This window comes from Trinickia sp. EG282A (genome assembly GCF_040965455.1).
In the GTDB taxonomy this organism is placed as follows: Bacteria; Pseudomonadota; Gammaproteobacteria; order Burkholderiales; family Burkholderiaceae; genus Trinickia; species Trinickia symbiotica.
The window spans coordinates 1-24,008 of record NZ_JBFRCC010000012.1 but is presented as its reverse complement, the minus strand read 5'-3'; the positions used below and the strand labels follow the sequence as shown (position 1 = coordinate 24,008).

The 24,008-nt window shown below is 60.5% G+C and carries 21 protein-coding genes and 1 pseudogene; 13 read left to right on the top strand and 9 right to left on the bottom strand.

Annotated features, from left to right (window positions below; translation table 11 throughout):
• Window positions 1–88: 88 nt before the first annotated feature.
• The 4 genes from AB4Y31_RS30925 to AB4Y31_RS30910 form a co-directional block, all read right to left on the bottom strand.
• Entirely contained in the window at window positions 89–802 is a 714-nt protein-coding gene (locus AB4Y31_RS30925) for a LuxR family transcriptional regulator (RefSeq protein ID WP_368677303.1), read from the bottom strand.
• 232 nt (window positions 803–1,034) lie between these two features.
• Window positions 1,035–2,756, bottom strand: a complete 1,722-nt coding sequence (locus tag AB4Y31_RS30920; RefSeq protein ID WP_368677302.1) for a methyl-accepting chemotaxis protein — start codon at window positions 2,754–2,756, stop codon at window positions 1,035–1,037.
• A 122-nt stretch (window positions 2,757–2,878) separates the two neighbouring features.
• A complete protein-coding gene (locus tag AB4Y31_RS30915) occupies window positions 2,879–3,106 on the bottom strand; it encodes an EAL domain-containing protein (RefSeq protein WP_368677301.1) in 228 nt (75 codons plus the stop codon).
• On the bottom strand, window positions 3,072–3,197 hold the full coding sequence (locus AB4Y31_RS30910; protein ID WP_368677325.1) for a hypothetical protein: 126 nt from the start codon (window positions 3,195–3,197) through the stop codon (window positions 3,072–3,074). The genes AB4Y31_RS30915 and AB4Y31_RS30910 overlap by 35 nt, the downstream gene beginning before the upstream one ends.
• Between AB4Y31_RS30910 and AB4Y31_RS30905 the strand changes: the two genes are divergently transcribed.
• Window positions 3,135–3,341 (top strand): hypothetical protein, encoded by a 207-nt coding sequence (locus tag AB4Y31_RS30905; RefSeq protein ID WP_107154440.1) that lies wholly within the window; start codon window positions 3,135–3,137, stop codon window positions 3,339–3,341. The genes AB4Y31_RS30910 and AB4Y31_RS30905 overlap by 63 nt on opposite strands.
• Before the next feature lie 99 nt (window positions 3,342–3,440).
• On the opposite strand, the gene AB4Y31_RS30900 is transcribed toward AB4Y31_RS30905, so the two are convergent.
• From AB4Y31_RS30900 to AB4Y31_RS30880, 5 genes are all read right to left on the bottom strand, one after another.
• The gene (locus tag AB4Y31_RS30900) at window positions 3,441–4,388 is read right to left on the bottom strand and encodes an electron transfer flavoprotein subunit alpha/FixB family protein (RefSeq protein WP_368677300.1); all 948 of its coding nucleotides are present in this window, start codon (window positions 4,386–4,388) and stop codon (window positions 3,441–3,443) included.
• A gap of 14 nt (window positions 4,389–4,402) precedes the next feature.
• A complete protein-coding gene (locus AB4Y31_RS30895; protein WP_368677299.1) occupies window positions 4,403–5,152 on the bottom strand; it encodes an electron transfer flavoprotein subunit beta/FixA family protein in 750 nt (249 codons plus the stop codon).
• Between the two features lie 191 nt (window positions 5,153–5,343).
• Entirely contained in the window at window positions 5,344–6,195 is an 852-nt protein-coding gene (locus AB4Y31_RS30890) for a 3-hydroxybutyryl-CoA dehydrogenase (RefSeq protein ID WP_368677298.1), read from the bottom strand.
• 103 nt (window positions 6,196–6,298) lie between these two features.
• Window positions 6,299–8,089 carry an acyl-CoA dehydrogenase gene (locus tag AB4Y31_RS30885; protein ID WP_368677297.1) on the bottom strand — a complete coding sequence of 597 codons (1,791 nt, stop codon included), beginning with the start codon at window positions 8,087–8,089 and terminating at the stop codon, window positions 6,299–6,301.
• A gap of 59 nt (window positions 8,090–8,148) precedes the next feature.
• The gene (locus AB4Y31_RS30880; protein ID WP_368677296.1) at window positions 8,149–9,822 is read right to left on the bottom strand and encodes an acyl-CoA synthetase; all 1,674 of its coding nucleotides are present in this window, start codon (window positions 9,820–9,822) and stop codon (window positions 8,149–8,151) included.
• A gap of 737 nt (window positions 9,823–10,559) precedes the next feature.
• Between AB4Y31_RS30880 and AB4Y31_RS30875 the strand changes: the two genes are divergently transcribed.
• The 12 genes and pseudogenes from AB4Y31_RS30875 to AB4Y31_RS30820 all read left to right on the top strand — a co-directional run.
• Window positions 10,560–11,444: an acetaldehyde dehydrogenase (acetylating) gene (locus AB4Y31_RS30875; protein WP_368677295.1), complete on the top strand. Its 885-nt coding sequence runs from the start codon at window positions 10,560–10,562 to the stop codon at window positions 11,442–11,444.
• A complete protein-coding gene (gene dmpG, locus AB4Y31_RS30870) occupies window positions 11,441–12,448 on the top strand; it encodes a 4-hydroxy-2-oxovalerate aldolase (RefSeq protein WP_368677294.1) in 1,008 nt (335 codons plus the stop codon). Before AB4Y31_RS30875 ends, dmpG begins: the two co-directional genes overlap by 4 nt.
• 96 nt (window positions 12,449–12,544) lie before the next feature.
• Complete coding sequence (locus tag AB4Y31_RS30865; protein ID WP_368677293.1) at window positions 12,545–12,925, top strand: cupin domain-containing protein; 381 nt, start codon at window positions 12,545–12,547, stop codon at window positions 12,923–12,925.
• Between the two features lie 71 nt (window positions 12,926–12,996).
• A complete protein-coding gene (locus tag AB4Y31_RS30860; RefSeq protein WP_368677292.1) occupies window positions 12,997–13,389 on the top strand; it encodes a carboxymuconolactone decarboxylase family protein in 393 nt (130 codons plus the stop codon).
• Window positions 13,386–15,140 (top strand): thiamine pyrophosphate-binding protein, encoded by a 1,755-nt coding sequence (locus tag AB4Y31_RS30855; RefSeq protein WP_368677291.1) that lies wholly within the window; start codon window positions 13,386–13,388, stop codon window positions 15,138–15,140. Before AB4Y31_RS30860 ends, AB4Y31_RS30855 begins: the two co-directional genes overlap by 4 nt.
• Before the next feature lie 780 nt (window positions 15,141–15,920).
• The gene (locus AB4Y31_RS30850) at window positions 15,921–16,694 is read left to right on the top strand and encodes a porin (RefSeq protein WP_368677290.1); all 774 of its coding nucleotides are present in this window, start codon (window positions 15,921–15,923) and stop codon (window positions 16,692–16,694) included.
• 646 nt (window positions 16,695–17,340) lie between these two features.
• Window positions 17,341–18,441 (top strand): ATP-NAD kinase family protein, encoded by a 1,101-nt coding sequence (locus AB4Y31_RS30845; protein WP_368677289.1) that lies wholly within the window; start codon window positions 17,341–17,343, stop codon window positions 18,439–18,441.
• 14 nt (window positions 18,442–18,455) lie between these two features.
• Window positions 18,456–19,454 (top strand): thiamine pyrophosphate-dependent dehydrogenase E1 component subunit alpha, encoded by a 999-nt coding sequence (locus AB4Y31_RS30840; RefSeq protein ID WP_018439708.1) that lies wholly within the window; start codon window positions 18,456–18,458, stop codon window positions 19,452–19,454.
• A 48-nt stretch (window positions 19,455–19,502) separates the two neighbouring features.
• Window positions 19,503–20,519 (top strand): alpha-ketoacid dehydrogenase subunit beta, encoded by a 1,017-nt coding sequence (locus AB4Y31_RS30835; RefSeq protein ID WP_020566083.1) that lies wholly within the window; start codon window positions 19,503–19,505, stop codon window positions 20,517–20,519.
• Window positions 20,519–21,637 carry an acetoin dehydrogenase dihydrolipoyllysine-residue acetyltransferase subunit gene (locus AB4Y31_RS30830; protein WP_018439706.1) on the top strand — a complete coding sequence of 373 codons (1,119 nt, stop codon included), beginning with the start codon at window positions 20,519–20,521 and terminating at the stop codon, window positions 21,635–21,637. The genes AB4Y31_RS30835 and AB4Y31_RS30830 overlap by 1 nt, the downstream gene beginning before the upstream one ends.
• A 457-nt stretch (window positions 21,638–22,094) precedes the next feature.
• Entirely contained in the window at window positions 22,095–23,489 is a 1,395-nt protein-coding gene (gene ltrA / locus AB4Y31_RS30825; protein WP_368677288.1) for a group II intron reverse transcriptase/maturase, read from the top strand.
• Between the two features lie 120 nt (window positions 23,490–23,609).
• Window positions 23,610–23,876: pseudogene (locus AB4Y31_RS30820) on the top strand (IS110 family transposase); the annotation flags it as partial.
• Between the last annotated feature and the right edge of the window lie 132 nt (window positions 23,877–24,008).

Sequence of the window (24,008 nt, the reverse complement as noted above, 5' to 3'; positions counted from 1 at the left end):
TTGCGCAATAGAACAACTCTAGACGGAACCAATGTTCGCGCCGACTGATCGGCGCGGACATGTAGATAAGCGATGCCACGATTAGCATCTAGAATAACAGGCCCAAGATCGCCGCCTTGACAGCGGCTTCGGTCTTGTTCATCGCGTTCAGCTTGCGCATTGTATTGACGAGGTGAAATTTCACGGTCCGCTCGTCGACGTACATGATCTTGGCAATTTCCGAGTAGGTCTTTCCCGCGGCGGACCATTTCAATGTCTCGCGCTCGCGCGCTGTCAACTCGACCGCATATTCCGGTGCAAACTGCGCGAGGAGATGCATGCTCATCGAGCAACTGGCCACGCTCGCGAGCCACGACATCCGATATTCCTTGTCGGCGAGTTCACGCTCGCCGATCGGCTCGCCTGACCGCACCATCGTCACCAGCCCAATCGCCCCCGTGCGGCTGATTGAGGGCATGCACCAACCGTGGCGCAATCCGAAGTGGGCCGCCTCCTCCCAGAATTCTGCGCTCTGCGTTTGGTTGTCGGCTCTCCAGATCAAGGGGTGCGACTGAGTGAGCGCATGCCGGACCGTGGGATCGACGGCAAAATAGTTGTGGCTAACATAGCGCTCGACCCACGCGTCCGGATAGTCCGACTGAAGCGTGAATTGTGGCTTGCTGACCGGGAACGGCACGCGGATGCCGAACGAACAGTGATCAAAACCCAGTTCCCGCGCCGCCGCGGCGAGCTCCCGGAACATATCCGCCTCGGACTTCGCCGCAGCGACACTGTTCAGATACGTCTCTCTCCATGCATGCATATCGCTACCACCTTCGCAATCAACGATGCCCAAACGGGCAGTACAATTTGCGGGACGGGGCGAGTTCCATTAACTATTGCAAATTACAACCCGATAATAGCCTCGAATTTCCCGAACTTGCTGGATATAGGCCGCATACTGCTCGGCACGGAGCGCGAAAAGGAGGTACTCGCGCTTTGGGTCCGCAGAGTCTTGTTTTTGTGCGTTCATGGTGAGGCTCCCCCGTCGGCCATCAGAACGTCTGCCAGTCAGGCTCTGTTGCGATGACAGATGATTCGGCGGCTGCGGGCCCCTTCGGGCAACGCAGTGCGCGACGGGCTGGCAGCGGCTTCACGAGGTCCGTCACAGCGGCAATGGCCCGCACTCGGCCTGCTGTGACGATAGAAAATTCGCCTGGTACTCCAGTGTCCCCAACCTTGAAGGCCGCCACGGCTTCACGCAAGGCCTGCGCCTGTTGAGCCATCGACTGCGCTGCCGCCGAGGCTTGTTCGACTAGTGCGGCATTCTGCTGGGTCACCTCGTCCATCTGCGTGACCGCCGTATTGACCTGCTCGATGCCGGCGCTCTGCGCTTCCGATGCCGCTGCGATGTCATTCATGATGTCCGTCACGCGCTTCACCGACTGGACAACTTCGCCGATCGTCTGGCCCGCCTCCTCGACGAGCTTCGAGCCGGTGTTAACCTGCGCGACCGACTCGCTAATTAGCTCGTTGATTTCCTTGGCCGCCGTGGCACTGCGCTGCGCGAGTGTGCGGACCTCGCCGGCCACGACGGCAAACCCGCGGCCCTGCTCACCGGCGCGGGCCGCCTCGACCGCGGCATTCAGGGCAAGGATGTTGGTCTGAAACGCGATCCCTTCGATCACGCTGATTATCTGGGCGATCTTGGTCGAGCTGTCGGAGATACCATGCATCGTGTCGACGACGCGTTCGACCACGTCGCCACCGCGTCGTGCGATCCCCGACGCCGTAGTGGCCAGCATCGTCGCATGTTTCGCGTTGTCCGCGTTCTGACGAACGGTGCTCGTCAGCTCTTGCATGCTCGCGGCGGTCTCCTCGAGCGACGCGGCCTGCTCTTCCGTGCGAGATGACAGATCCAGATTGCCGCTCGCGATCTGGCTCGATGCAGTGGCGATGGTGTCGGTGCCCAGACGTACTTCTCCAACAATCTCTTTAAGGCGTTCGTTCATGTCCTTAAGAGATTGCAGCAGTTGACCAGTCTCGTCATTGGAATGCACTAGAATGCGACTAGTTAGATTGCCGGAGGCAACAGCCTGGGCAACTCGCACCGCATCACGCAATGGACGGGTTATCGAGCGCGTGACAGCACGCGCCAGGCCGAAGCCGATCACGAGAGCCGCGGAGCCCAGTCCGACCATCAGGTTTCGGGCAGAGTCGATGTCCTGTCTGGCTTGCACACCGCCATCGGCAACCCGCTTTTTCTGGAAATCCACCAGTGCCTTGATGTGTTCCTGCAGGACGTCCAACAAGGGAAGCGTTTCGCCGCGCATCGTGCTGGCTGCTTCGTCACGCTTATCGTTGCGCAGCAACTGTGAAACCTTGCTGAATGAAGCGACGTACGCGGCGCGGGATTCCTTGATCTGAGCCAGCATCGCTCGCCCTTCGCGTTGCTCGACCAACTGGTCGAGCATTTCGAGCGCCTTGTCGATGGTCTTCTTGTTGTCCTCGATTTTTTGATAAATCGAAGCCTTGTCTTTGTCGCTTGCGATGAATAGCTCCATGGTGTGGCGCGCATTGGCACGCGTCATCGCATTGATAGCCTGGGCTGCGTCCGCTTTCACCCACTCTTTGTAGATGATGCTGTCGATGATCTCGCCGATGCTGGTCATTCCGTCCAGGCTGACCGCAATCAACATTGCGATGAGCATCAACACGAGCCCGAAGCTCGCGCCCAGGCGCATACCGATTTTTAGATTTTTAAAATTCATCCGCATTCTTTTCCACATTCCATTTGATCAATGATTCAGGCGGCTATCGCGACCCGCGCGCGCGCCTCTGGCGATGCCCGCGATCAACGTTCCGCCGATGATCGATAGGTCTCATGACTGTTCGGTGTTTATCGCTCATCGTCGGCAATGTCGTGCGGAGCCTCCGCCCGGGACATCCATTGGCTCACTTCGGCTGCTGGCATCGGCCGGCTGATCAGGTAGCCCTGTACCGCATCGCAACCTAGCTGGCGCAGATGTTCGCACTGCTCGTCCCGCTCGACGCCCTCGGCGACGACGGCCAGCGTCCGCTTGATTCGAGCGTCACGAGACCAAACCTTTCGGATCGGTGAGGGCATCGATCGCGAAAACCTGCCCGATCACCTCATGATCACCATCGCTCAGCGAATCAGGATGAAACTGCAGCAGTTCCCGAAAGGTGTTCAGCAAGTGCGTCCTCGCAAGCGGGGCAGCCTTCAATATCGGCCATGCGTGCATGAGATAGGAAAGCGGTATGAGGCTTCGGCGTTCACACCAACTATCGAAGAGAAAGATGCACAGTCGATCGATGTCTTCCAGCCCATTCGGTCCTGAAAAGGTTCGCGTCATTTTTGAACGGTCTCACAAGACAAGCTTGGTTGTTGTTCGCGCCGTGAAGCTTATTCGGTGCAGCTTCGATCGCGAAAAAATTAATCAGTTGAGCCGATCCACGAGTTCCGGAACCGCCGTGAACAGGTCTGCGACGACACCATAATCTGCCACACTGAAGATTGGAGCTTCGGGATCCTTGTTTATCGCTACGATCACCTTCGAATCCTTCATGCCCGCCAGATGCTGGATTGCACCTGAAATACCCACTGCCACATACAACTGCGGCGCAACAATCTTGCCCGTCTGCCCCACCTGGTAATCGTTCGGCACGAAGCCCGCATCGACCGCTGCGCGCGAGGCGCCCAGCGCCGCGCCGAGCTTATCGGCCAGCGGCTCGAGCACCTTCGTGTAATTCTCGCCGCTGCCCAGACCCCGGCCACCCGAGACGATGATCTTCGCGCTTGTCAGTTCCGGACGATCGAGCTTCGTCACTTCGCGGCTCACGAACTGCGAAATGCCCGTATCGGCAGCGGCGTCGATCTTCTCGACCGACGCACTGCCGCCTTCGGCCGCGACCGGATCGAACCCCGTCGCGCGCACCGTGATCACCTTGAGTGGATCCGACGACTGTACGGTCGCGATAGCATTGCCCGCGTAGATTGGGCGTTCGAACGTGTCCGCGCTATCGACCGCAGTAATGTCCGAGATCTGGGCAACGTCGAGCTTGGCCGCCACGCGCGGCGCGATGTTCTTCCCGTAGGCAGTGGCCGGCGCGAGGATGTGCGAGTAACCCCTCGCGATGGTCACCACCGTCGCCTCGACGTTCTCTGCGAGGCCCTCGGCCAGTTGCGGCGCGTCGGCCAAAAGCACCTTGCTCACGCCTGCGATCGTCGAGGCACGCTCGGCCGCCGCGTCTGCATCGCGGCCGGCAACCAGCACGTGGACTTCGTCGCCCGTAAACATGGCAATGACCGCAGCGGCCGCCACGGTGCTCAGCGTCGCGCTCTTGATCGCAGCGTTGTCGTGTTCTGCAATTACCAGAATCGTCATCTTTATTTGCTCCCTCACAGCACCTTGGCTTCGGTCTTTAGCTTCTCGACCAGCGTTTTCATGTCCGGCACCATAACACCGGGGCTGCGCCTCGGCGGCTCGGCCACCTTTAGCGTCTTGAGGCGCGGTGTCACGTCGACACCGAGGTGTTCGGGTTTCAGCGTTTCGAGCGGCTTTTTCTTCGCCTTCATGATGTTAGGCAGTGTCACGTAGCGCGGCTCATTGAGGCGCAGGTCAGTCGTGACCACTGCCGGCAGCGTCAGCGACAGCGTTTCCGTGCCGCCGTCCACTTCACGCGCGACTGTCGCCTTTCCGCCTTCGATTGTCACCTTCGAGGCGAACGTCGCCTGCGGCAGACCGGCCAACGCGGCGAGCATCTGCCCGGTCTGGTTCGAATCGTCATCTATGGCCTGTTTGCCGAGAATGATCAATGAAGGCTGCTCTCTATCGATGAGCGCCTTGAGCAGCTTAGCGACGGCCAACGGCTGCACATCCTCGTTCGACTCGATCAACACAGCGCGATCCGCACCGATCGCCAGCGCCGTACGCAGCGTTTCCTGCGCCTGGGCCACGCCTGCCGACACCGCGATGACCTCGGTTGCCACACCGGCCTCCTTCAACCGCACCGCCTCTTCCACCGCGATCTCGTCGAACGGGTTCATCGACATCTTCACATTCGCAATGTCGACACCCGTCCCTTCCGACTTGACGCGGACCTTCACGTTGTAATCGACTACGCGTTTGACTGCGACAACTACCTTCATCTCCTTTCTCCATTTTGCACTTGCGGCTTATTCCCGACTCAAATCGCGACAGTCGGTCCAAATCTCATTGCCTGTCAGAAATAAAAGCATGACTATTCCTCGGCACATCCAAAAGCGCCGAGTCATTGGCCAGTCATGCGGGTGACGATAATGCGCAATTCCGCTCGGCCCCTCGTCGTTGGCCAAGCCGTCTAACCGTAGTGGTAGACGCCCCGGTTCGTCTTGCGCCCCAGTCGCCCAGCGGAAACCAGCTCGCGTAGCAGTGGACAAGGCCGGTACCTCGGGTCGCCAAGGTCCTTGACGAGCACCTCTGTCACCGACAGGCAGACGTCGAGTCCGATCAGGTCCGCGAGCGCGAGCGGGCCGATCGGATGATTCGCGCCGAGCTTCATGCCCGCGTCAATTTCCTCGGCGCTTGCGACGCCCTCGGCCAGCACAAAGAATGCCTCGTTGATCATCGGCACGAGGATCCGATTGACCACGAACCCCGGCGAATTCCTGACGCCGATGGGCGACTTGTCGAAGCGTTGCGTCAGCGCGTAAATCGCCTCGGCGACCGCGTCGCTCGTCTGCAAGCCACGGATAATCTCCACGAGCGGCATGAGCGGCACCGGATTGAAGAAGTGCATGCCGATGAAGCGCGAAGGATCGGCAAGCGTCGCCGCGAGCGCCGTAATGGAGATCGATGACGTGTTCGTTGCAATGACCGCGTCTGGGCGCGCCACGGCTTCAATCTGCTTCAGAATCCGTTGCTTGAGCTCGACATTTTCGGTCGCCGCTTCGATCACCAGATCAACATCCGCAAGACGCTGATACTCGGTCGAGGTCTCGATGCGCGAGAGCGCCTCGTCGCGCGCCGCCGCGTCGAGCGTCGCTTTCGCGACGAGCCGCTCGAGGCTCGCGGTCAGCGTCGCGACGCCCTTGGCGAGCTCGGCGTCGGCGACGTCGATCATCACGACCTTCAGGCCGGCGACAGCCGCGGTTTGCGCGATACCGTTACCCATCGTGCCCGCGCCGACGATACCCACGGATTTGATTGTCACTGCTGCTCCTCGATTGCGATAGTGTGCTTCATGTCTATTCAAGGCTCGCATGACGCATATCGTCCGCCAAAGTTTCTTGTACTGCAGCGTGACGGGGATCGTGTCAGAACTGTTCCTCGGACAATGCCAGCACGCCCGCTGCGCCTCTCGCACTCGTGATCGAGACTTCGAGCGCCGCCGCCTGGGGCAGGACATGCTCGGCATAGAAACGCGCGGTCGCAATCTTTGCACTGCAAAATGATGGGTCGCGCGTCTCATTGGTCGACGCCGCCAGCAGCGCACGCGCCATTTGCCAACCGCAGAGGACGATGCCCGCAAGCTTTAGGTACGGGACGCTGCCGGCGAACACCGCGTTCGGGTCGTGACTCGCGTTCGCCAGGATGAAGTCGATAACCGTTTCAAGCGATCGCCGGCCTTTCTCGAGTTGCTCGCGCATCGAGACAAAGGCCGCGCCTTCGTGTGCCGCGAGCGCGTCGACGGTCTTCGACACGGCGACGAGGATTCGCTTCCCGACCGCGCCGCCGTCGCGCAGCGTCTTGCGGCTGACCAGATCGTTGGCCTGGATCGCCGTTGTGCCCTCGTAGATGGGCAGAATGCGCGCATCGCGGTAGTGCTGCGCGGCGCCAGTCTCCTCAATGAAGCCCATCCCGCCATGGACCTGAACGCCCAGACTCGTTACCTCGATCGCCAACTCCGTGCTCCAGCCCTTCACCACCGGCACGAGGTATTCGTAGATCGCCTGATGGTCGGCGCGCACGGCATTGTCGGGGTGACGATGCGCGATGTCAGTGTGAGCGGCGGCGACATAGGAGAGCGCGCGGGCGCCTTCGGTCAACGCGCGCATCGTCCCGAGCATGCGGCGCACGTCTGGATGATGGATGATTGTCACGGCCTCTTTCGCTGAGCCGTCCACGGGCCGACTCTGCACGCGCTCCTTCGCATACGAGACCGCTCTCTGATATGCACGGTCGGCGACGGCAACCCCCTGTACGCCGACCGCGAAGCGTGCCGCGTTCATCATGATGAACATATACTCGAGGCCGCAGTTGACCTCGCCGACAAGATAGCCAACCGCGCCGCCGCGATCGCCGAATTGCAGCACCGCGGTCGGGCTCGCCTTGATGCCGAGCTTGTGCTCGATCGACACGCAATGTACGTCATTGCGCGCGCCCAGCGACCCGTCTTCATTGACCATGAACTTCGGTACGATGAAGAGCGAGATGCCCTTCACGCCATCGGGCGCGGCGGGCAGGCGCGCAAGCACGAGGTGCACGATGTTTTCGGCCATGTCGTGCTCGCCCCACGTGACGAAGATCTTCGTGCCGAAGATGCGGTAGGTGCCGTTACCTTGCGGCTCGGCGCGTGTGCGCACTAATGCGAGGTCAGAGCCGGCCTGCGGCTCGGTAAGGTTCATCGTACCTGTCCACTCGCCCGAAATGAGCTTCGGCACGTAGCGTTGCTTCTGTTCTTCGCTGCCGGCGGTCAACAACGCCTCGATTGCGCCGTCGGTCAGGAGCGGGCACAGGGCGAACGAGAGGTTCGCGGCATTGAGCATCTCAATGCAGGGCGTCGCGACCAGCTTTGGCAAAGATTGCCCCCCATAGTCGGTCGGATGCTGCAGCCCCTGCCAGCCACCTTCTACGTACTGCCGGAATGCCTCGTTGAAGCCTGGCGTCGCAGTGACAATGCCATTGCTCCAACTGCTCGGGTTCTTATCTCCTTCGAAGTTCATCGGTGCGATCACCTCGCCGCACAGCTTCGCCGATTCGTCGAGCACGGCCCAGGCCGTTTCGCCAGTCGCGTCCTCGAAACCCGGTAGCGCTGCGATTTCGTCCAGAGCGGCCAGTTCCTTCATCACGAACAGCATTTCCTTCACAGGGGCAGTGTAAGTCATGGTAGGTCATTCAATCGTGCAGTCATGTAGGGGCGTATGGATATGGATATGCCACATCCCTAGGTCTTGTTCGCGGAGGCGCACGGCGTATCCCCGACCAGGTCGATGGCGCGTCCTGATCCAACACTTGCGCGCAAATCGAATTTCCGGACTTTTCCGGTCGATGTCTTGGGCACCTCTCCAATGCGTACCGCCTTGGGAACTTTGTACCCGGCAAGATACCGACGGCAATGTGTGATGAGCTCTTCGGCGGTCGCGTTTATCCCCTCCTTCAATTCGACAAACGCGCACGGAACTTCACCCCATTTCGGATCTGGCATTGCGACAACTGCCGCAACCGACACCGCGGGGTGCCGGTAAAGCGTGTCTTCGATCTCGATGCTCGAAATGTTTTCACCACCGGAAATGATGATGTCCTTGCTGCGATCCTTGATGCGCACATAACCGTCTGGAGCGAGCACTCCCAGATCGCCGGTGTGGAACCAGCCGCCGCGGAAGGCGTCTTCAGTTGCACGTTCGTTTTTCAGATAGCCTTTCATGCAAATGTTGCCGCGGAACATGATCTCACCGACTGTTTCGCCGTCGGGTGGCACGGGTTCGAGCGTGTCTGGATTGAGCACGGTCACCGCTGACTGGAGGTGATAGCGCACGCCTTGCCGTGCAGTCAGGCGCGCTCGCTCGTCGTCATCTAGCGTCTCCCAGGCTTCCTGTTTTGCACAGACCGATGCAGGACCATACACCTCGGTCAGTCCGTACACGTGAGTCAAATCGAAGCCGATCTGCTTCATACTCGCGATCATGGAAGGGGATGGTGCCGCTCCGGCCACCATCGTCGACACCCCGTGATCGATGCCTGCGCGCCATTCTGGAGAGGCATTTGCAAGAGCACTCTGGACGATCGGCGCACCGCAGTAGTGGGTAACGCGCTCGCGCCGGATCAGGTCGAATACAGTCCTGGCATCAAATTTTCGAAGACAAACGTTGACCCCAGCGCGCGCCGCGATCGTCCACGGAAAGCACCAGCCGTTGCAATGGAACATAGGTAATGTCCAAAGGTAGACTGCATGCTTCGGCATATCCCATTCGAGGATATTGCTGAGCGCATTCAGGTAAGCACCACGATGATGGTAAACAACGCCCTTGGGGTCGCCCGTCGTGCCGGACGTGTAGTTAAGTGCAATCGAGTCCCATTCGTCGGCCGGCAGCTTCCACGCAAACTGCGGATCGCCTTCTTGAAGAAAGGCTTCGTAGTCGGTAGCGCGAGCAAATGCGTTGGGATCGGCGGGCATCACGTCGCTTACACTGATGATGCGCAACTGCGGGAGCTCGAGGGCCGCGCGACGCGCAAGTTCGGCAAACTCCGTGTCGACGATCAGAAGCTTTGCTTCGCCATGCCGCAACATGAACAGTAGCGACGCAATATCGAGCCGCGTGTTCAGCGTATTGAGCACCGCACCCGACATCGGCACACCGAAATGCGCTTCGATCATCGCGGGAATGTTCGGTAGCAATACCGCTACGGTGTGCCCGCGGCTGACACCCGCCCGCTCGAGCGCACTGGCGAGGCGCCTTGCGCGCACGTATGTTTCGCGCCAGGTGCGGCGCATGCCGCCATGGATAACCGCAAGGCGGTCTCCATAAACGTCGGCTGTTCGCGCGATAAATTCGATAGGCGTGAGGGGGACATAGTTGGCCTGCCGGCGGCGAAGGCCCTCATCGAACATGTGCGTCATGACATCGCTTCCTAGCTTTGCTGATCTTGATCAACAAAGACTAGCAACCTACATTGTTGAGCGTCTGTCATTGCGATGACAGAGTCTTCCCGAGCGCACCATATCCTCTTTTTCTCCCAAATCCGTCCATGAATGACGTTCCAGACAGCCCGTCCGCCCCGCTCGACGTACTCGACGTCCACCGGCTGAGCGCATTCGGCCGTGACCAGATTAACCACCTTTGCCGAACGTCGGCCACGCCTGAGGCATAGCCGTGACACGCAGCGCTTGCCGGACGAGGCGGCCTTCGGGCGGCGCGTCATCTCACTAGCGAGTTGCTTATGCGTCGCCAGTTCGTTGGACGCGCCTTTACGCTGGCCCCCCTGCCCCCAGCGGCTACCCAGAAGCTGCAAGCGAGGGATTTGCGGCCCAATACCCTCGCCGCTTACGTTTGAGACAAAACGCACGCGGTTTGTCGGGAAGCCGACGTCATTCGGCCGGCGCGAATTCTGCAAGTGCCCCGGAGGCCCGGTCTGTCGGCTTTCCGGGGGCGGCGGGCCGACATGGCGCGGAATCTGCGTGAGAGCGGTCCGCGGTGACGTCTGGCCGATGCTCGAATCCGGAGCTAAAGACCATATGCCTACCGCAGAAAGAGCGTATGGCGCGGATTTGCAGCCGCGATTTGCAACCTCCGATTTCTGACCTTTTCCTGAACTGGAGGGCGCCAATGTTTGCGTTTTCAGAAAGAGGAATGCGATATGAATGATTCACGCACGACCGTAGCCATCATTGGCCCTGGAAATATCGGCACGGATCTGATGTGCAAGGTTCTCGAGTCGGAAGATTTGAGCCTGGCATTCGTGGTCGGACGCAATCCGAAGAGCCGCGGGCTCGCCATCGCAAAAGAGCGTGGCGTCGAGACGTCGGCGGATGGAATCGATTTCCTTCAGGCGCACAGCGATGCGTACGACATCGTCTTCGATGCGACCGACGCCTATGCGCATGTCGAGCACAATGCGTTCTTTTCCGCTTCGGGGAAATTTGCCGTCGATCTGACGCCGGCCTGCATCGGTATGGCGTGTGTGCCGTCAGTCAACCTGGTCGACGTCGCCGGGCAGCAAAACGTTAGCCTAATTACCTGCGGCGGACAGGCGAGTGTGCCACTCGTGCATGCGCTAAGGCAGGTGACGCAGCAGATCGACTACCTCGAGGTCGTTTCGACGATCGCGGCTGCGAGCGCCGGCATCGCGACGCGGGAGAATCTCAACAATTACCTCATGACGACTGAGCGAGCCTTGTCCCGTTTTTCGGCGGCGAATGCGGTCAAGGCGATTCTGAATATCAACCCCGCCGAACCGGGCGTCTCCATGCAAACGACGATCTATGCGTACGCGAAATTCGGTGATTTTTCCGAGATCGAGGACGCGATCGGGATGGCCGTCGCGTCCGTACAGGAATACGTGCCGGGGTTTCAGATCGTGCTCGCGCCGGTTCTCGATGCGGGACGAATCACCGTCAGCGTGACGGTGCAAGGTAGCGGACATTATTTGCCGATCTATGCGGGCAATCTCGACATCATAAATTGCGCGGCCGTCGCGGTGGCGAAGCACAGGGGCCGTCTGACCAGGAGCATTCAATCGTGAAAGGCTACATCACCCTGACCGACGCATCCTTGCGTGACGGCAATCACGCGGTGCACCACCAGTTGAAGATCAGGCAAATCGTCCGCTACGCACAGGCAGCGGACGAGGCCGGCATCGATATTGTGGAAGTGGGACACGGCAACGGGCTGGGCGCCTCGTCGTGCCAGCAAGGTAAGGCTGCCAGCACCGATGTGATGATGCTGGCGTCCGTGCGCGCAATACTCGGGCACTCGAAGCTCGGCATACATTTTATGCCCGGACTCGGCAAGATATCCGACATCGAAGTTGCGCTCGAAGCGGGCGTCGACGTGTTTCGGCTGGCATCGCATTGCACCGAGGCCAATATCACGCGGCAATTCATCGAGTATGTGAGGCATGCTGCGAAAACCGCCTATGGCGTGCTGATGATGTCGCATATGGCCGATGCCGGCGAGATTCTGAAACAGTCCCGCCTCATGCAATCGTACGGCGCCCACGCGATCGTCCTGATGGACAGCGCGGGCTTTTCGACCCCGGATCTCGTTAAGGAAAAGGTCGAGCGCCTGATTGACGGTCTCTCTATACCGGTCGGGTATCACGCTCACAACAACTTGGGGCTCGCGGTGGCGAACTCGATTGCCGCGGCGGAGAGCGGTGCGACGCTACTGGACGCATGTGTTTGCGGCTTCGGCGCCGGCGCCGGCAACACGCAGCTCGAAACGCTCGTTCCAGTTCTCGAGCGCTATGGATACCGGACGGGTACGAGCTTCGAGCGTACGGTCAGACTCGCGAGGGGCGCGGACAAGGTCCTGCCGATCCGCACCCCTCACATCGCCATCGACAACATCAGCTCGGGCGTCTTCGGCCTCTTTTCGGGCTACGTTCCGCACATCGAGCGCCTTGCGTCCGAGCTGAAGATCGATTCGTTCGAGTTGTGCCAGGCGCTTGCGCATCGAAAGCTGGTGGCGGGGCAAGAGGACGTGATCGTCGAGGAAGCGTACCGTCTTGCGGCAAGGAACGCCTAAGGCGTTGCCGTCAGGTAGTTGTGTTTGACAAAGAGAGTACTTCCCGACGTTTACCGTCCCTGTGCCGGTTGAACAACCATTGCGGAGCCATGGATCATGGTAACTAAGAGCGAAATAGCGCATTACAGCCTGGGCGACCTGCCCGTCAAGGCCCTCGGCGAAAGCATCACGCAGCAGATCGTCAACGGAAAAGATCTGACGCTTTCCCTGTTGACGCTGAAATCCGGAGCAACTGTTGCCCGGCATGCTCATCCGCACGAGCAACTGACCTACATCATGCAAGGCACGGTGGCATTTCGCGTGGGCGAAGCGCTCGAGCACGAGTTTACGGTGAGGGCCGGCGAGATGCTGCATATTCCCGCCAACGTCCCGCATAGCGCGCATGCGCTGGAGGACACGCTCGATCTCGATATCTTCTCGCCGCGGCGAACCGACTGGATGAGACCCGGCGGCGAGGACAATTTCCACAACCACTGACCGCATTGCCGCTGCGCAAGGGACGCCCAACATTCATGGCGGTACTTTCACTCGCTAAGAGGAAATCATTCATGGAACAGGAAAAAGGCAGTCTTTCGAGCGGCGTGAGCGCCGGTCAGCGGGAGCTGGATGAAAGCTATCATCCGGCGCACCTTGCCTCCCTGAGAGCACTGAAGGGGTTTTGCCCCGACTATTTCTCGATTATCGAGGAGTTCGGGCTCGGCAACTTGTGGCAACGACCAGGCTTGACGGCGCGCGACAAGGAGCTCGTGGTTTTTTCGACATTGATCACACAGGGCGATACCGAAGTCCAGTTGCGTCAGCACGTGCACACCGCGTTGAAACGAGGCATGAAGTTCGAAGAGATTCTCGAGTGCATCATCCTGCTCGCGGTCTACGTCGGGGTTCCGCGCACGTTGAACGCGATCCAGATTGTTCGATCCGAACTGGCGGAGGTCGCATGAACGTCGCCGATGCAATCGTCAGCGCTTTGCGCGAGGAAGGCATCCGGCATCTCTTCTGCGTGCCGGGGGAAACGATCGACCCCCTGCTTGAAAGCCTGACGCGCCAGCATGAAGTGAAACCCATCATTTGCGCGCATGAAGCCGGCGCAGCCTACATGGCCGATGGGTATGCACGCGCAGGCGGCCGCTTCGGCGTCTACGCGACGACGAGCGGGCCAGGCTTCACAAATTCGCTAACCGCGCTGGCGACGGCCTGCACGGACCGATCGCCGCTGCTGGCGATCTCGGGAGAAGTGAAGCAGGAGCGGGCGGGGCGGGGCGCGTTCCAGGACTCCAGCGGGGCGGGAATCCGGGGTGCCGATATGGCGGCTTCGATCACCGCGCTGCAGCTGGATCTGACTGCGCCATCGCTCACCTGGCATCACCTCGCGCGTCTGTTGCACAGCATGCTGGATCATGCGTCGCGAGGCCCGGTTCATTTGTCGATTCCCTCCGACGTTCAAGGAGCCCAGGCCACGGGCGAGTGGGCGAGGCTTCCTCGGTCCCTGTATCAGCCTCGCTTCGTGGACATCGGCAGTTGCGACGCATTCTGGGAGCAGGTCGGGACAAAGGCCAAGGTGGCTGTGCTTGCCGGTTCCGGATGCGTGCAGTCGGACGCCGCCGAAGCGCTCGTTCGGTTTGCGGAAAGCTTTGACATACCGGTGGCTACGACTCTGCCAGCAAAAGGTGTATTTCCCGAGGATCATCGCCTTAGTCTCGGTGTAATGGGCTGGCCGGGTAACAGACCGGCGATCGATGCGCTCACTTCCGGCAATCTCGATGTGCTTTTTGTGCTCGGATCGCGACTGAACATGCTGGACACGCTGATCTGGACGGATGGATTTAGGCCTCGGCATGCGCTGATCGCAAACGACATCAACGCAAGCGGTGTGTTTCAGGACTATCGTGTGGACCTACCGATACTCGGCGACGCCCGCAGCTGCCTTGACGCGCTGAACTACGCAGAGCCGTCGCTGTCCGCTCGCCTGCGAGCGAGCCGGGGAGACCGGCTGGACTGGCTCTTCTCGCTGAAACCGGACGGCACGCTGACCGATCCGATCCGGCGTAGCGCATCTCGACCAATGCGCCTGCACCCGGCTGAAGCAATCACGGTGCTGCGCCGCGTGATGCCGCGCTCAACCATGCTGTTCATCGACAGCGGCGCACACGCTTTTTTCGCGGGGCACTACTGGACCGCATTCGAACCGCGGCGTTTCTTTACGTCGATTAAGTACATGGGAGCGATGGGCTGGGCGATTCCCGCGGCGATCGGCGCGAAGCTGGCTCGTCCTAACGACCCGTGCGTGGTCGTGACCGGCGACGGCTGCATGCTGATGCACGGCGTCGAAATGCAAACTGCTGCTCGCTATGACATTCCGCTGGTATGCGTGGTACTGAATAACTCGGCGTACGGCAATCCGAAACTACGTGCTGACCGGATCAGCCCAGAGTTGGGGCGATTACATGAGCTACCGACGCACGACTGGGCGAAATTCGCCGCATCGCTCGGAGCACTCGGCATGACCGTGCACGACGCATCGGACCTCGAGGATGCATTTGAGCAGGCGCTGCAGGCACGAACGGCCGTGGTGATCGATGTGCGCACCGAAAACGTCCCAACGCCAACCGAGGCGTTCGACCGGATGGCCGCGGGCGGGGCTCCCCTCCAAGGATCGCAGGTCCGCTCTGCTCTGCGCGCGGACGAAACGTAGGACGCCGGGCGCACAGAGGCATTCGACACTTCCAAGGAGCAGTGCTGAAATAGGCAGCTGTCGTCCGGATCGATGTCCGTCGCTGCGCTGGTGCGTTCATCCAACGTGCGGTCACTATGGCGCAAAAGTCCTAGTCGATAGGCAATGGCCTAAGTAGGCTTGCTTCCAGACGAGCCGCAATGACTCGAACTTTCCCGCTGCGTAGCTTTGGCGAAATCGTGTAGCAAAAGCTTAAGACGAGTGGGGGCCGCCCTTGAGTATCGTCAGAAGCGAAGCAGTTAAACAAAGCCCCAGTTATTACAAACGTGCATAAAACAATCGTCAGCTTTTTCAGAGGCGTTGCGACGATCATAAATGACGGAGACAAACATGAAGGCAATCTTGAGGACGATGGGCGGCTAGAGTCAAAGCGCTCGGGCGCGCTGTGTTGTGACGTTGAAGCACGCACGGGGCGCGGCGACGTGGAGCCACCGATGAGGGCAAGGCATTTTTGACGGCGATCGACGGCGAGGGCGCTAGCCTCAGGTCCTAACGCATGAAAGCGGTGTGCTCGCGCGCCGCCTTCCCCCGAAGAAGAGACCTTGGTGCGGTTCGATTGGAGATAGCCCTAGAGTATCGGGGCAAGCGGTGCTGTACCGCGTCCGAACCCGATAGCAGTCGTTGTGAAGTCGTTGCTTCGGGAGCATTTATTTACTTAGGATAACTAAATAAAAAGTCGATGCCCTATCCGGATATGACGGAATCAGACCGGCCCGAGATGGTATCGAAGGAGACAGCAAAATGAATCAAGAACGATGGATAGCAACAAACGGTTTAGGCGTTGGAGTATTGGCGTTGGCGATGGCTGGCGCCGCTCACGCGCAAAGCAGCGTTACGCTGTATGGCGCCGTTGACACTGGCTTGCTTTTCACCAATAAGTCGCTGAATGCGTCGACGGGGCGGAACGCCGGCACGGAATTTTCGCTGGTCGATAGTGCTGATTCTGTATCGATGTTCGGGCTCTCAAGCGAGGAAGACGTCGGCAACGGCGTCAAAGCGAAGTTCAAGCTTGAGAGCGGCTTCAGCATGACCAACGGCGCATTCAACGATTCAAACGGCAATTTTTTCGGACGACAGGCGTGGATCGGACTGAGCAACGGCCTCGGCGAGTTCAAGGCCGGTTTGCAGTTTTCACCATTCTTACTATCGCTGTATGAACTCGACCCGCGCGGTTTATCGCAATTCGGCAGCAGCATTGTGAACTATGTCGACAACGTGTTGGCTACGGGGATTTTCAACGCCAACGCCGTGTCGTATTCGAGCCCAGTGTTCGCCGGATTACAAGGCAGCGTGATGTTCGCGTTTGGCGGCGAGGCGGGCAATTTTTCCGCCGGCCGTCAGTATTCCGCCAGCCAAGCCCGATATTTCCTATCGAAACGGACCACGGTGTATGGGCAGGTGGGCGTTGTGAACAACCACGGAGCCATGAACACTGGCCTCTCGATCGATGGGGCGCTGAACGGTGTCACGGGCACGACGGTGGGCGCCAATGTTGGTCTTAATCACCATTTCTAAAAGAGATCTAGTCGGGATGTTGCGCTTCGGTCGGCCATCGGGCCTGCACGAACGCTATCGGACGGATCGCCACGACTTCATTAGGGAGATGTTGATGGGAAGCGGTGGAAAGTCGCTGAGAGCGATGGTTGAAGATTGGTTGGCGCCAGCCCCAGGCAACAGCGTAAGAGTCAGTCAGTTCAAACGGGCCAGAAATGGGGCCTACGTTTGTTTGGAAGCTGACAACGTGGCAGGCCATGTATCCATGTTCTTTTTTCGCCACGACGATGGATCATGGTGTGTCTTCCCGCCGAGCCAAAAGGGTCCGTCTATGCGCACCGCTTAGCGCTCATTGGCCGAACTGTGATGCATGACGAAGCCCGAACGGTTTTGATCTGACGTTTGGGGCCGTCAACTTAGTGGGAAACCGATCGCTGTTACCTGCCTGCGCGGTCAATATGGCGCTCCGCAGTATTCCAGAAATGATGAATCAAGCTCTACAAGAGCGCATCAAGCAGATACCAGAACATATACTAGAGACACCGCATGATAGGCGAGCCGCAATTGTATGCCGACCTGTACCGTTGCCCGTTGGCGCCGCGAGCAGCTTCTGCACGAGCCCGCCTTGACGCTGCGATCGCGCGGCGGCGGACACTAGGAGGCTGACATGCGCGAGCCCTCCTCAGTCCGTGCGCCGTTAGTCGGCATCATCGCCAATCCCATTTCGGCACGCGATATCCGCCGCGTGATCGCCAACGCAAACAGCCTGCAGTTGGCAGACCGCGTGAATATCGTCCTGCGCCTTCTGGCCGCGTTGGCCGCGGGCGGCGTTAGCCGCGTTCTGATGATGCCGGACCGGGAGGGGCTGCGGGTCATGCAGCAGCGGCATCTTGCACGTTCGCAAGGGCCCGACGCCGCGCTGACGGCAGTCGATTACCTGGACATGCCGGTCACCGGTAGCGTGGACGATACGCTGCGCGCCGCACGAATGATGCGCGAAGCTCGCGTAGCCGCCATCGTGGTGCTCGGCGGTGATGGGACGCATCGTGCGGTGGTCCGCGAGTGCGGCAAGGTACCGATCGTCGGGATCTCTACGGGCACCAACAATGCCTTTCCCGAAATGCGCGAGCCCACGATCACCGGACTGGCGACCGGCTTGTTTGCAACCGGCCGCATTCCGGCATGGTGCGCGCTCGCGAATAACAAGCGCCTGGAAGTGACGATTCGCGAGCCGAACGGAGCGGTGCGGCGCGATATCGCTCTAGTGGACGCCGTCATCTCTCGCGAGCAATACATCGGCGCGCGCGCCGTATGGAAAACCGACACGCTGGCAGCAGTCTACGTGTCATACGCCAGTCCGCAGGCGATTGGCCTATCTGCCATCGCGGGCCTGCTGGAACCGGTCGGCCGACATGAACGCGGCGGTCTGGCGATCGAACTGGGTCGGCCCGGCCGTTGCGCGTTCGAGCTGATTGCGCCGATCGCGCCCGGCCTGATGCAACCGGTGCCGATCGCTAACTGGCAGCGCCTTGAGCATGCCGTGCCGCATCGCGTGCAACAGCACGCCGGCATCGTCGCGCTCGACGGCGAGCGCGAGCTGGCTTTCGGCCCGCACGACGAAGTCGTCGTCACCTTGCACGAGAAGGCCTTTCGCAGCATCGACGTGGCCGCCTGCATGCGCTATGCGGCGGGCGCGCAGCTGATGCGCAGCGGTGCAGGTGCACGCCTGCCCAATCCCCAGTTCGACGCCCCTACCACTCAAACCTGAAAAAGGAGACAAACGTGGAAGCAGACATCGCAGCGCAGGTTCGGCTACCGCTCGACAAGGAAACACTGCTCGCGGTCTATCGCAAGATGCGGACGATCCGTGAATTCGAAGAGCGACTGCACGTCGACTTCGGCCGCGGGGACATTCCCGGCTTCGTCCACCTCTATGCTGGCGAGGAAGCGGCGGGGGTCGGCATCCTGCATCACTTGAATGACGGCGACCGTATCGCGAGCACGCACCGTGGACATGGTCATTGCATCGCCAAAGGCGTGGATCCGGTGGCGATGATGAAGGAGATTTATGGCCGCAAGGGCGGCTCCTGCAATGGCAAGGGCGGCTCAATGCATATAGCCGACCTGTCCAAGGGAATGATGGGGGCTAACGGCATTCTCGGAGCCGGTGCGCCACTGATCTGTGGCGCGGCACTGGCTGCCAAGTTTCGCGGCAAAGGCGAGGTCGGCATCACCTTCTGCGGCGACGGCGCGTCGAACCAGGGCACCTTTCTCGAAAGCCTGAACTTGGCGGCAGTCTGGAATTTGCCGGTGATCTTCGTGATCGAGAACAACGGCTATGCCGAATCGACCGCGCGCGAATATGGCACCGCCGTGGATAGCTATGTCGATCGCGCCGCCGGCTTCGGTATCCCTGGCGTGACAGTGGACGGCACCGACTTCTTCGCCGTCCATGAGGCTGCGGGCGAAGTCATCCGGCGCGCACGCGAGGGCGGCGGGCCGTCGTTGCTCGAATGCAAAATGGTGCGCTTCTATGGCCACTTCGAAGGCGATGCGCAGACTTACCGTGCGCCCGGCGAACTCGACGACATTCGCGCCAACAAGGATTGCATCAAGAAGTTCACGCACGCAGTGACGCGTGCAGAGCTCATTTCGCGCGATGAGCTGGACGCAATCGACCATGAAGTCTTGGGGTTGATCGAGCATGCAGTGCAGGAGGCCAAGGCGGCGCCGCTGCCGGGCCCTGAAGACCTGCTCACGGACGTCTACGTCAGCTATTGAAATCATTTTGCGACGAACGATCCAATAATCAAATCAGGAGACTTAACCATGGCCCGCAAATTGAGTATGAAGCTGGCGATCAATGAAGCGATCGATCAGGAAATGAGCCGTGATCCGAGCGTGATCATGTTGGGCGAGGATATCGTCGGCGGTGCCGGCGCAAACGGCGAAAAAGACGCGTGGGGTGGTGCGCTCGGCGTGACCAAGGGCTTGTATGCCAAGCACGGCGATCGACTGCTTGACACGCCGTTGTCCGAGTCAGCCTACGTCGGGGCGGCCATTGGTGCAGCCGCGTGTGGCATGCGGCCGATTGCCGAGTTGATGTTCATCGACTTCATGGGCGTGTGTTTTGACCAGATCTATAACCAGGCTGCGAAGTTTCGCTACATGTTCGGCGGCAAGGCCGAAACGCCAGTGGTGATCCGCGCGATGGTCGGCGCCGGCTTTCGGGCCGCCGCTCAGCACAGCCAGATGCTGACACCGTTGTTTACCCACATTCCCGGCCTCAAGGTGGTGTGCCCGTCCACGCCTTATGACACCAAGGGGCTGCTGATCCAGGCCATCCGCGACAACGACCCGGTGATTTTTTGCGAGCACAAGAACCTGTACGGCCTCGAAGGCGAGGTGCCGGAGAACTCGTACACGATCCCGTTTGGCGAGGCCAACATCGTGCGCGACGGCAAACACGTATCGATCGTCACTTACGGCCTGATGGTTCATCGGGCATTGGAGGCGGCCGCGGCGCTCGCCAAGGAGGGCATCGAGGCCGAGATAGTCGATCTGCGCACGCTGTCGCCGCTGGATATCGACACGGTGCTGGAAACGGTCGAGAACACTGGCCGCTTGGTGGTGGTGGACGAGGCCAGCCCACGCTGCAACATCGCCACCGATATCTCGGCGCAGGTGGCTCAGCGCGCGTTCGGTGCCCTGAAGGCGGCCATCGAGATGGTTTGCCCGCCGCATACGCCGGTGCCGTTCTCGCCCACGCTAGAAGACCTGTACATCCCCAGCGCCGGACAGATCGCGGAAGCAGCGCGCCGCACGATGAACGGAGGGCAGCACTGATGGCCGACATTATCCCGATTGTGATGCCCAAGTGGGGGCTGGAGATGTCCGAAGGCACGGTGCAGGATTGGCTGGTTCGGGAAGGCGAGCGCATCGAAGTCGGGCAGGCGCTGGTCGATGTGGATACCGATAAAATTTCCAACGCGGTGGAAGCCTCGGATCCCGGACTGCTGCGCCGAATTGTCGCGCAGAGCGGCGAGACACTGCCCGTCAAGGCGTTGCTGGGCGTGCTGGCAGAGACGGATGTCAGCGATGCCGAGATTGAAGCTTACATCGCCGCGTTCGAGGTGCCGGCGATCGACAGCGAAGACGAGAAGGCGGGTCCGACGTTCGACTATGCCAACGTCGATGGTATCCGCGTGCGTTACGCGCGGCGCGGACCGGACGAGGGCCGGCCCGTATTGTTCATCCACGGCTTCGGTGGCGACCTGAACAACTGGCTGTTCAATCTCGACGCAGTGGCGGAGCAACACCCGGTGATCGCGTTGGACCTGCCGGCGCACGGACAAAGCCAGCCCAAGCTGCCTGGCACGTCCATCGCGGCGCTGGCCGACTTCGTGTTGAAGTTCTTGGATGCTGTGGGCGAGAGCGGACCGGTTCATCTGGTGGGGCATTCGATGGGCGGCGCAATCGCCCTCCAGATGGCGTTCGACGCGCCAGCACGCGTCGCCAGCCTGGCCTTGGTCAGCCCGGCCGGTTTCGACGTTGCCATCAATACGGGTTATACCGACGGCTTCGTCAAGGCTCAGTCTCGCCGCGACCTCAAGCCGGTGCTGGAACAACTGTTCGCCGATCCGGGGTTGGTGAGTCGCCACATGATCGATGACATGCTCAAGTTCAAACGCATGGACGGGGTCGAGCCGTTGCTGGCCGAATTGGGCGCCGCGTTGTTCAAGGACGGCAAGCAGTCGGCCGTTCTGGTCGGCGATCTGCGGACATTCGGCAAGCCCACAGTTGTCTTCTGGGGCAAGGACGATCGCGTCATTCCCGCAGACCAGGCGGCCAACGCACCGCCTGGCGCACAGGTGGTCCTGTTCGACGCCACTGGCCATATGGCCATGCTTGAAAAGGCCGGCGAGGTGAACGCCGCATTGCAACGGCATTTGTCCGCAGGCTGACGCTCGAGCAGCAGACCGCACCGCCGCGGCGGGCGCCGCGGCGAGTTTTACGTGCGCCCGGCAGGGCGCACTCACTTGGAGGTGAGAGTCCTCTACACGCCCGGCAAGGGGAAGTGTTAGCCGGAGGCAAGGGTGTCGCGGGTGACTGCGAATCTGAAGGAAGCCCGAGGCAAAGCGCTGGCCTGACGAACAGGAAGCGGATACGAGGCGACGCATTGGGGTGAGGCAGCGTAAAAGGCCAAAGCCCGAAACTTGCACGGAATGATGCGGCGTATATCCGACAGGCATAAGCGTGAAGGTGGGTGCGCAATACCCGGGGAGATCCACACGGCTGCCAAGAGCTACCGACGTCGAGAGGCGTTGGGATGGCCGTGGGGAAGTCAGCCGAGGCCATAGTAGGTGCGGTACGACCGAAGGGCCGAACATGAATGACCGCGATTAGGACGGTGGAGACTCGATGCGAGCCGAAGAAGCACAAGCCCGTGCGAACGGGGCCATGACGCAGGAGCCGGGGCGGAACCTCGGGGATGGCGCACATGGTGCTGAGGCTGGTGCGGCGGCCACCGAGCAAACGAAAGCGGAGGGACCACCGTTGATGGAAGCGGTGGTTGAACGCAGCAACCTGTGGCTGGCGTATCAGCGGGTAGTTCGGAACCGCGGCGCACCGGGAGTCGATGGCTTACCGGTGGAGCAGTTCAAGGACTGGCTGAAGACGCACTGGCCGAGCGTGAAGGCAGCGCTGTTGGACGGGCGGTACATGCCGGCGGCGGTGCGCGCAGTGGACATACCCAAGCCTGCGGGCGGGGTAAGGACACTAGGCATCCCGACGGTGCTGGATCGGCTGATACAGCAGGCGCTGCACCAGGTACTCCAACCGATCTTCGAACCCGGATTCTCCGAGTCGAGCTACGGCTTCCGGCCGGGGCGCAGCGCCCAGCAGGCGGTACTGGCGGCGCAACGGTACGTGCAAGAAGGCCGTCGCTGGGTGGTGGACATCGACTTGGCGAAGTTCTTTGATAGGGTCAACCACGACATTCTGATGGCGCGGGTGGCCCGGCAGGTGAAGGACGAGCGGGTGCTCAAGCTGATCCGACGCTACTTGGAAGCGGGCCTGATGCGTGACGGGGTGGCGCCTGCGCGCCGAGAGGGGACGCCGCAAGGCGGGCCGCTCTCGCCGCTGCTGTCGAACATCCTGCTGACGGATTGGGACCGCGAATTGGAGCGGCGAGGTCACGCATTCTGCCGCTATGCGGACGACTGCAACATCTACGTTCGAAGCAAGGTGGCGGGCGAGCGGCTGTTGATGCAGATGACGACGTTTCTTGCGAAACGGCTAAAGCTGCAAATCAACGAGTCGAAGAGCGCGTGTGCCCGACCTTGGCTACGTAAGTTTCTCGGCTATAGCCTGACAACGCATCGTCAGGCGCGGCTGCGCATCGCGCCCGAAAGCATCAAACGATTGACGGCGCGTGTGAAGGAACTGATGCGTCAGGGGCGTGGAAGGAGTCTGAGCCACACGATCGAGGTGCTCAACCCGGTGCTTCGCGGATGGATCAACTACTTCCGTTACACGCAGGTGAAGAGAACGACAGAGGAACTGGATGGCTGGCTACGGCGGCGCTTGCGCTGCCTTCTCTGGCGGCAAGCTAAGCACCGCCAACGCCGCCAATCATTGCTGCGTCGACAGGGGCTCACGGAGGATCGCGCTCGGCGCTCGGCTCGCAACGGACAGGGTCCGTGGTGGAATGCCGGGGCTAGCCATATGAATGCGGCCTTCCCGAAGCGCTGGTTTGACGCCTTGGGGCTGGTTTCGCTGCTCGATACTCAGCAGCGCCTCCAGCATTGTTCATGAACCGCCGTATGCGGAACCGCACGTACGGTGGTAATGGAAGGACGCCCCCGTCCGAAACGGCATCGATGTGCCAAAGTGGTAGTGCGTCGAAGCACGACCATCATCGGAGGAGGCGTCATCATGAACATTACTACAGTCGGCATTGACCTTGCCAAGAATGTCTTCCAGATTCACGGCGTCAACGAGCACGGCAAGCCGATATTGACGAAGCAACTGAAGCGACATCAAATGGCGACGTTCTTTGCGAACCTTCCGGCTTGCCTCATCGGCATGGAGGCTTGCGCTAGCGCTCACTTCTGGGCGCGGAAGCTGCAAGCCTTCGGACACACGGTGCGGCTTATGGCTCCCCAATTCGTGAAGCCCTACGTGAAGACCAATAAAAACGACATGGCGAGCCTGTCAGAATTTTAGTGTGTCGAGGTCATGAGACGATAACGGAAATTACGTCCTATGACCGAAGCAACCGTGACCAAGAAGAGCAAGAACCCGAAGGCGCCGAAGCTGTTCCCCGACGAGCTG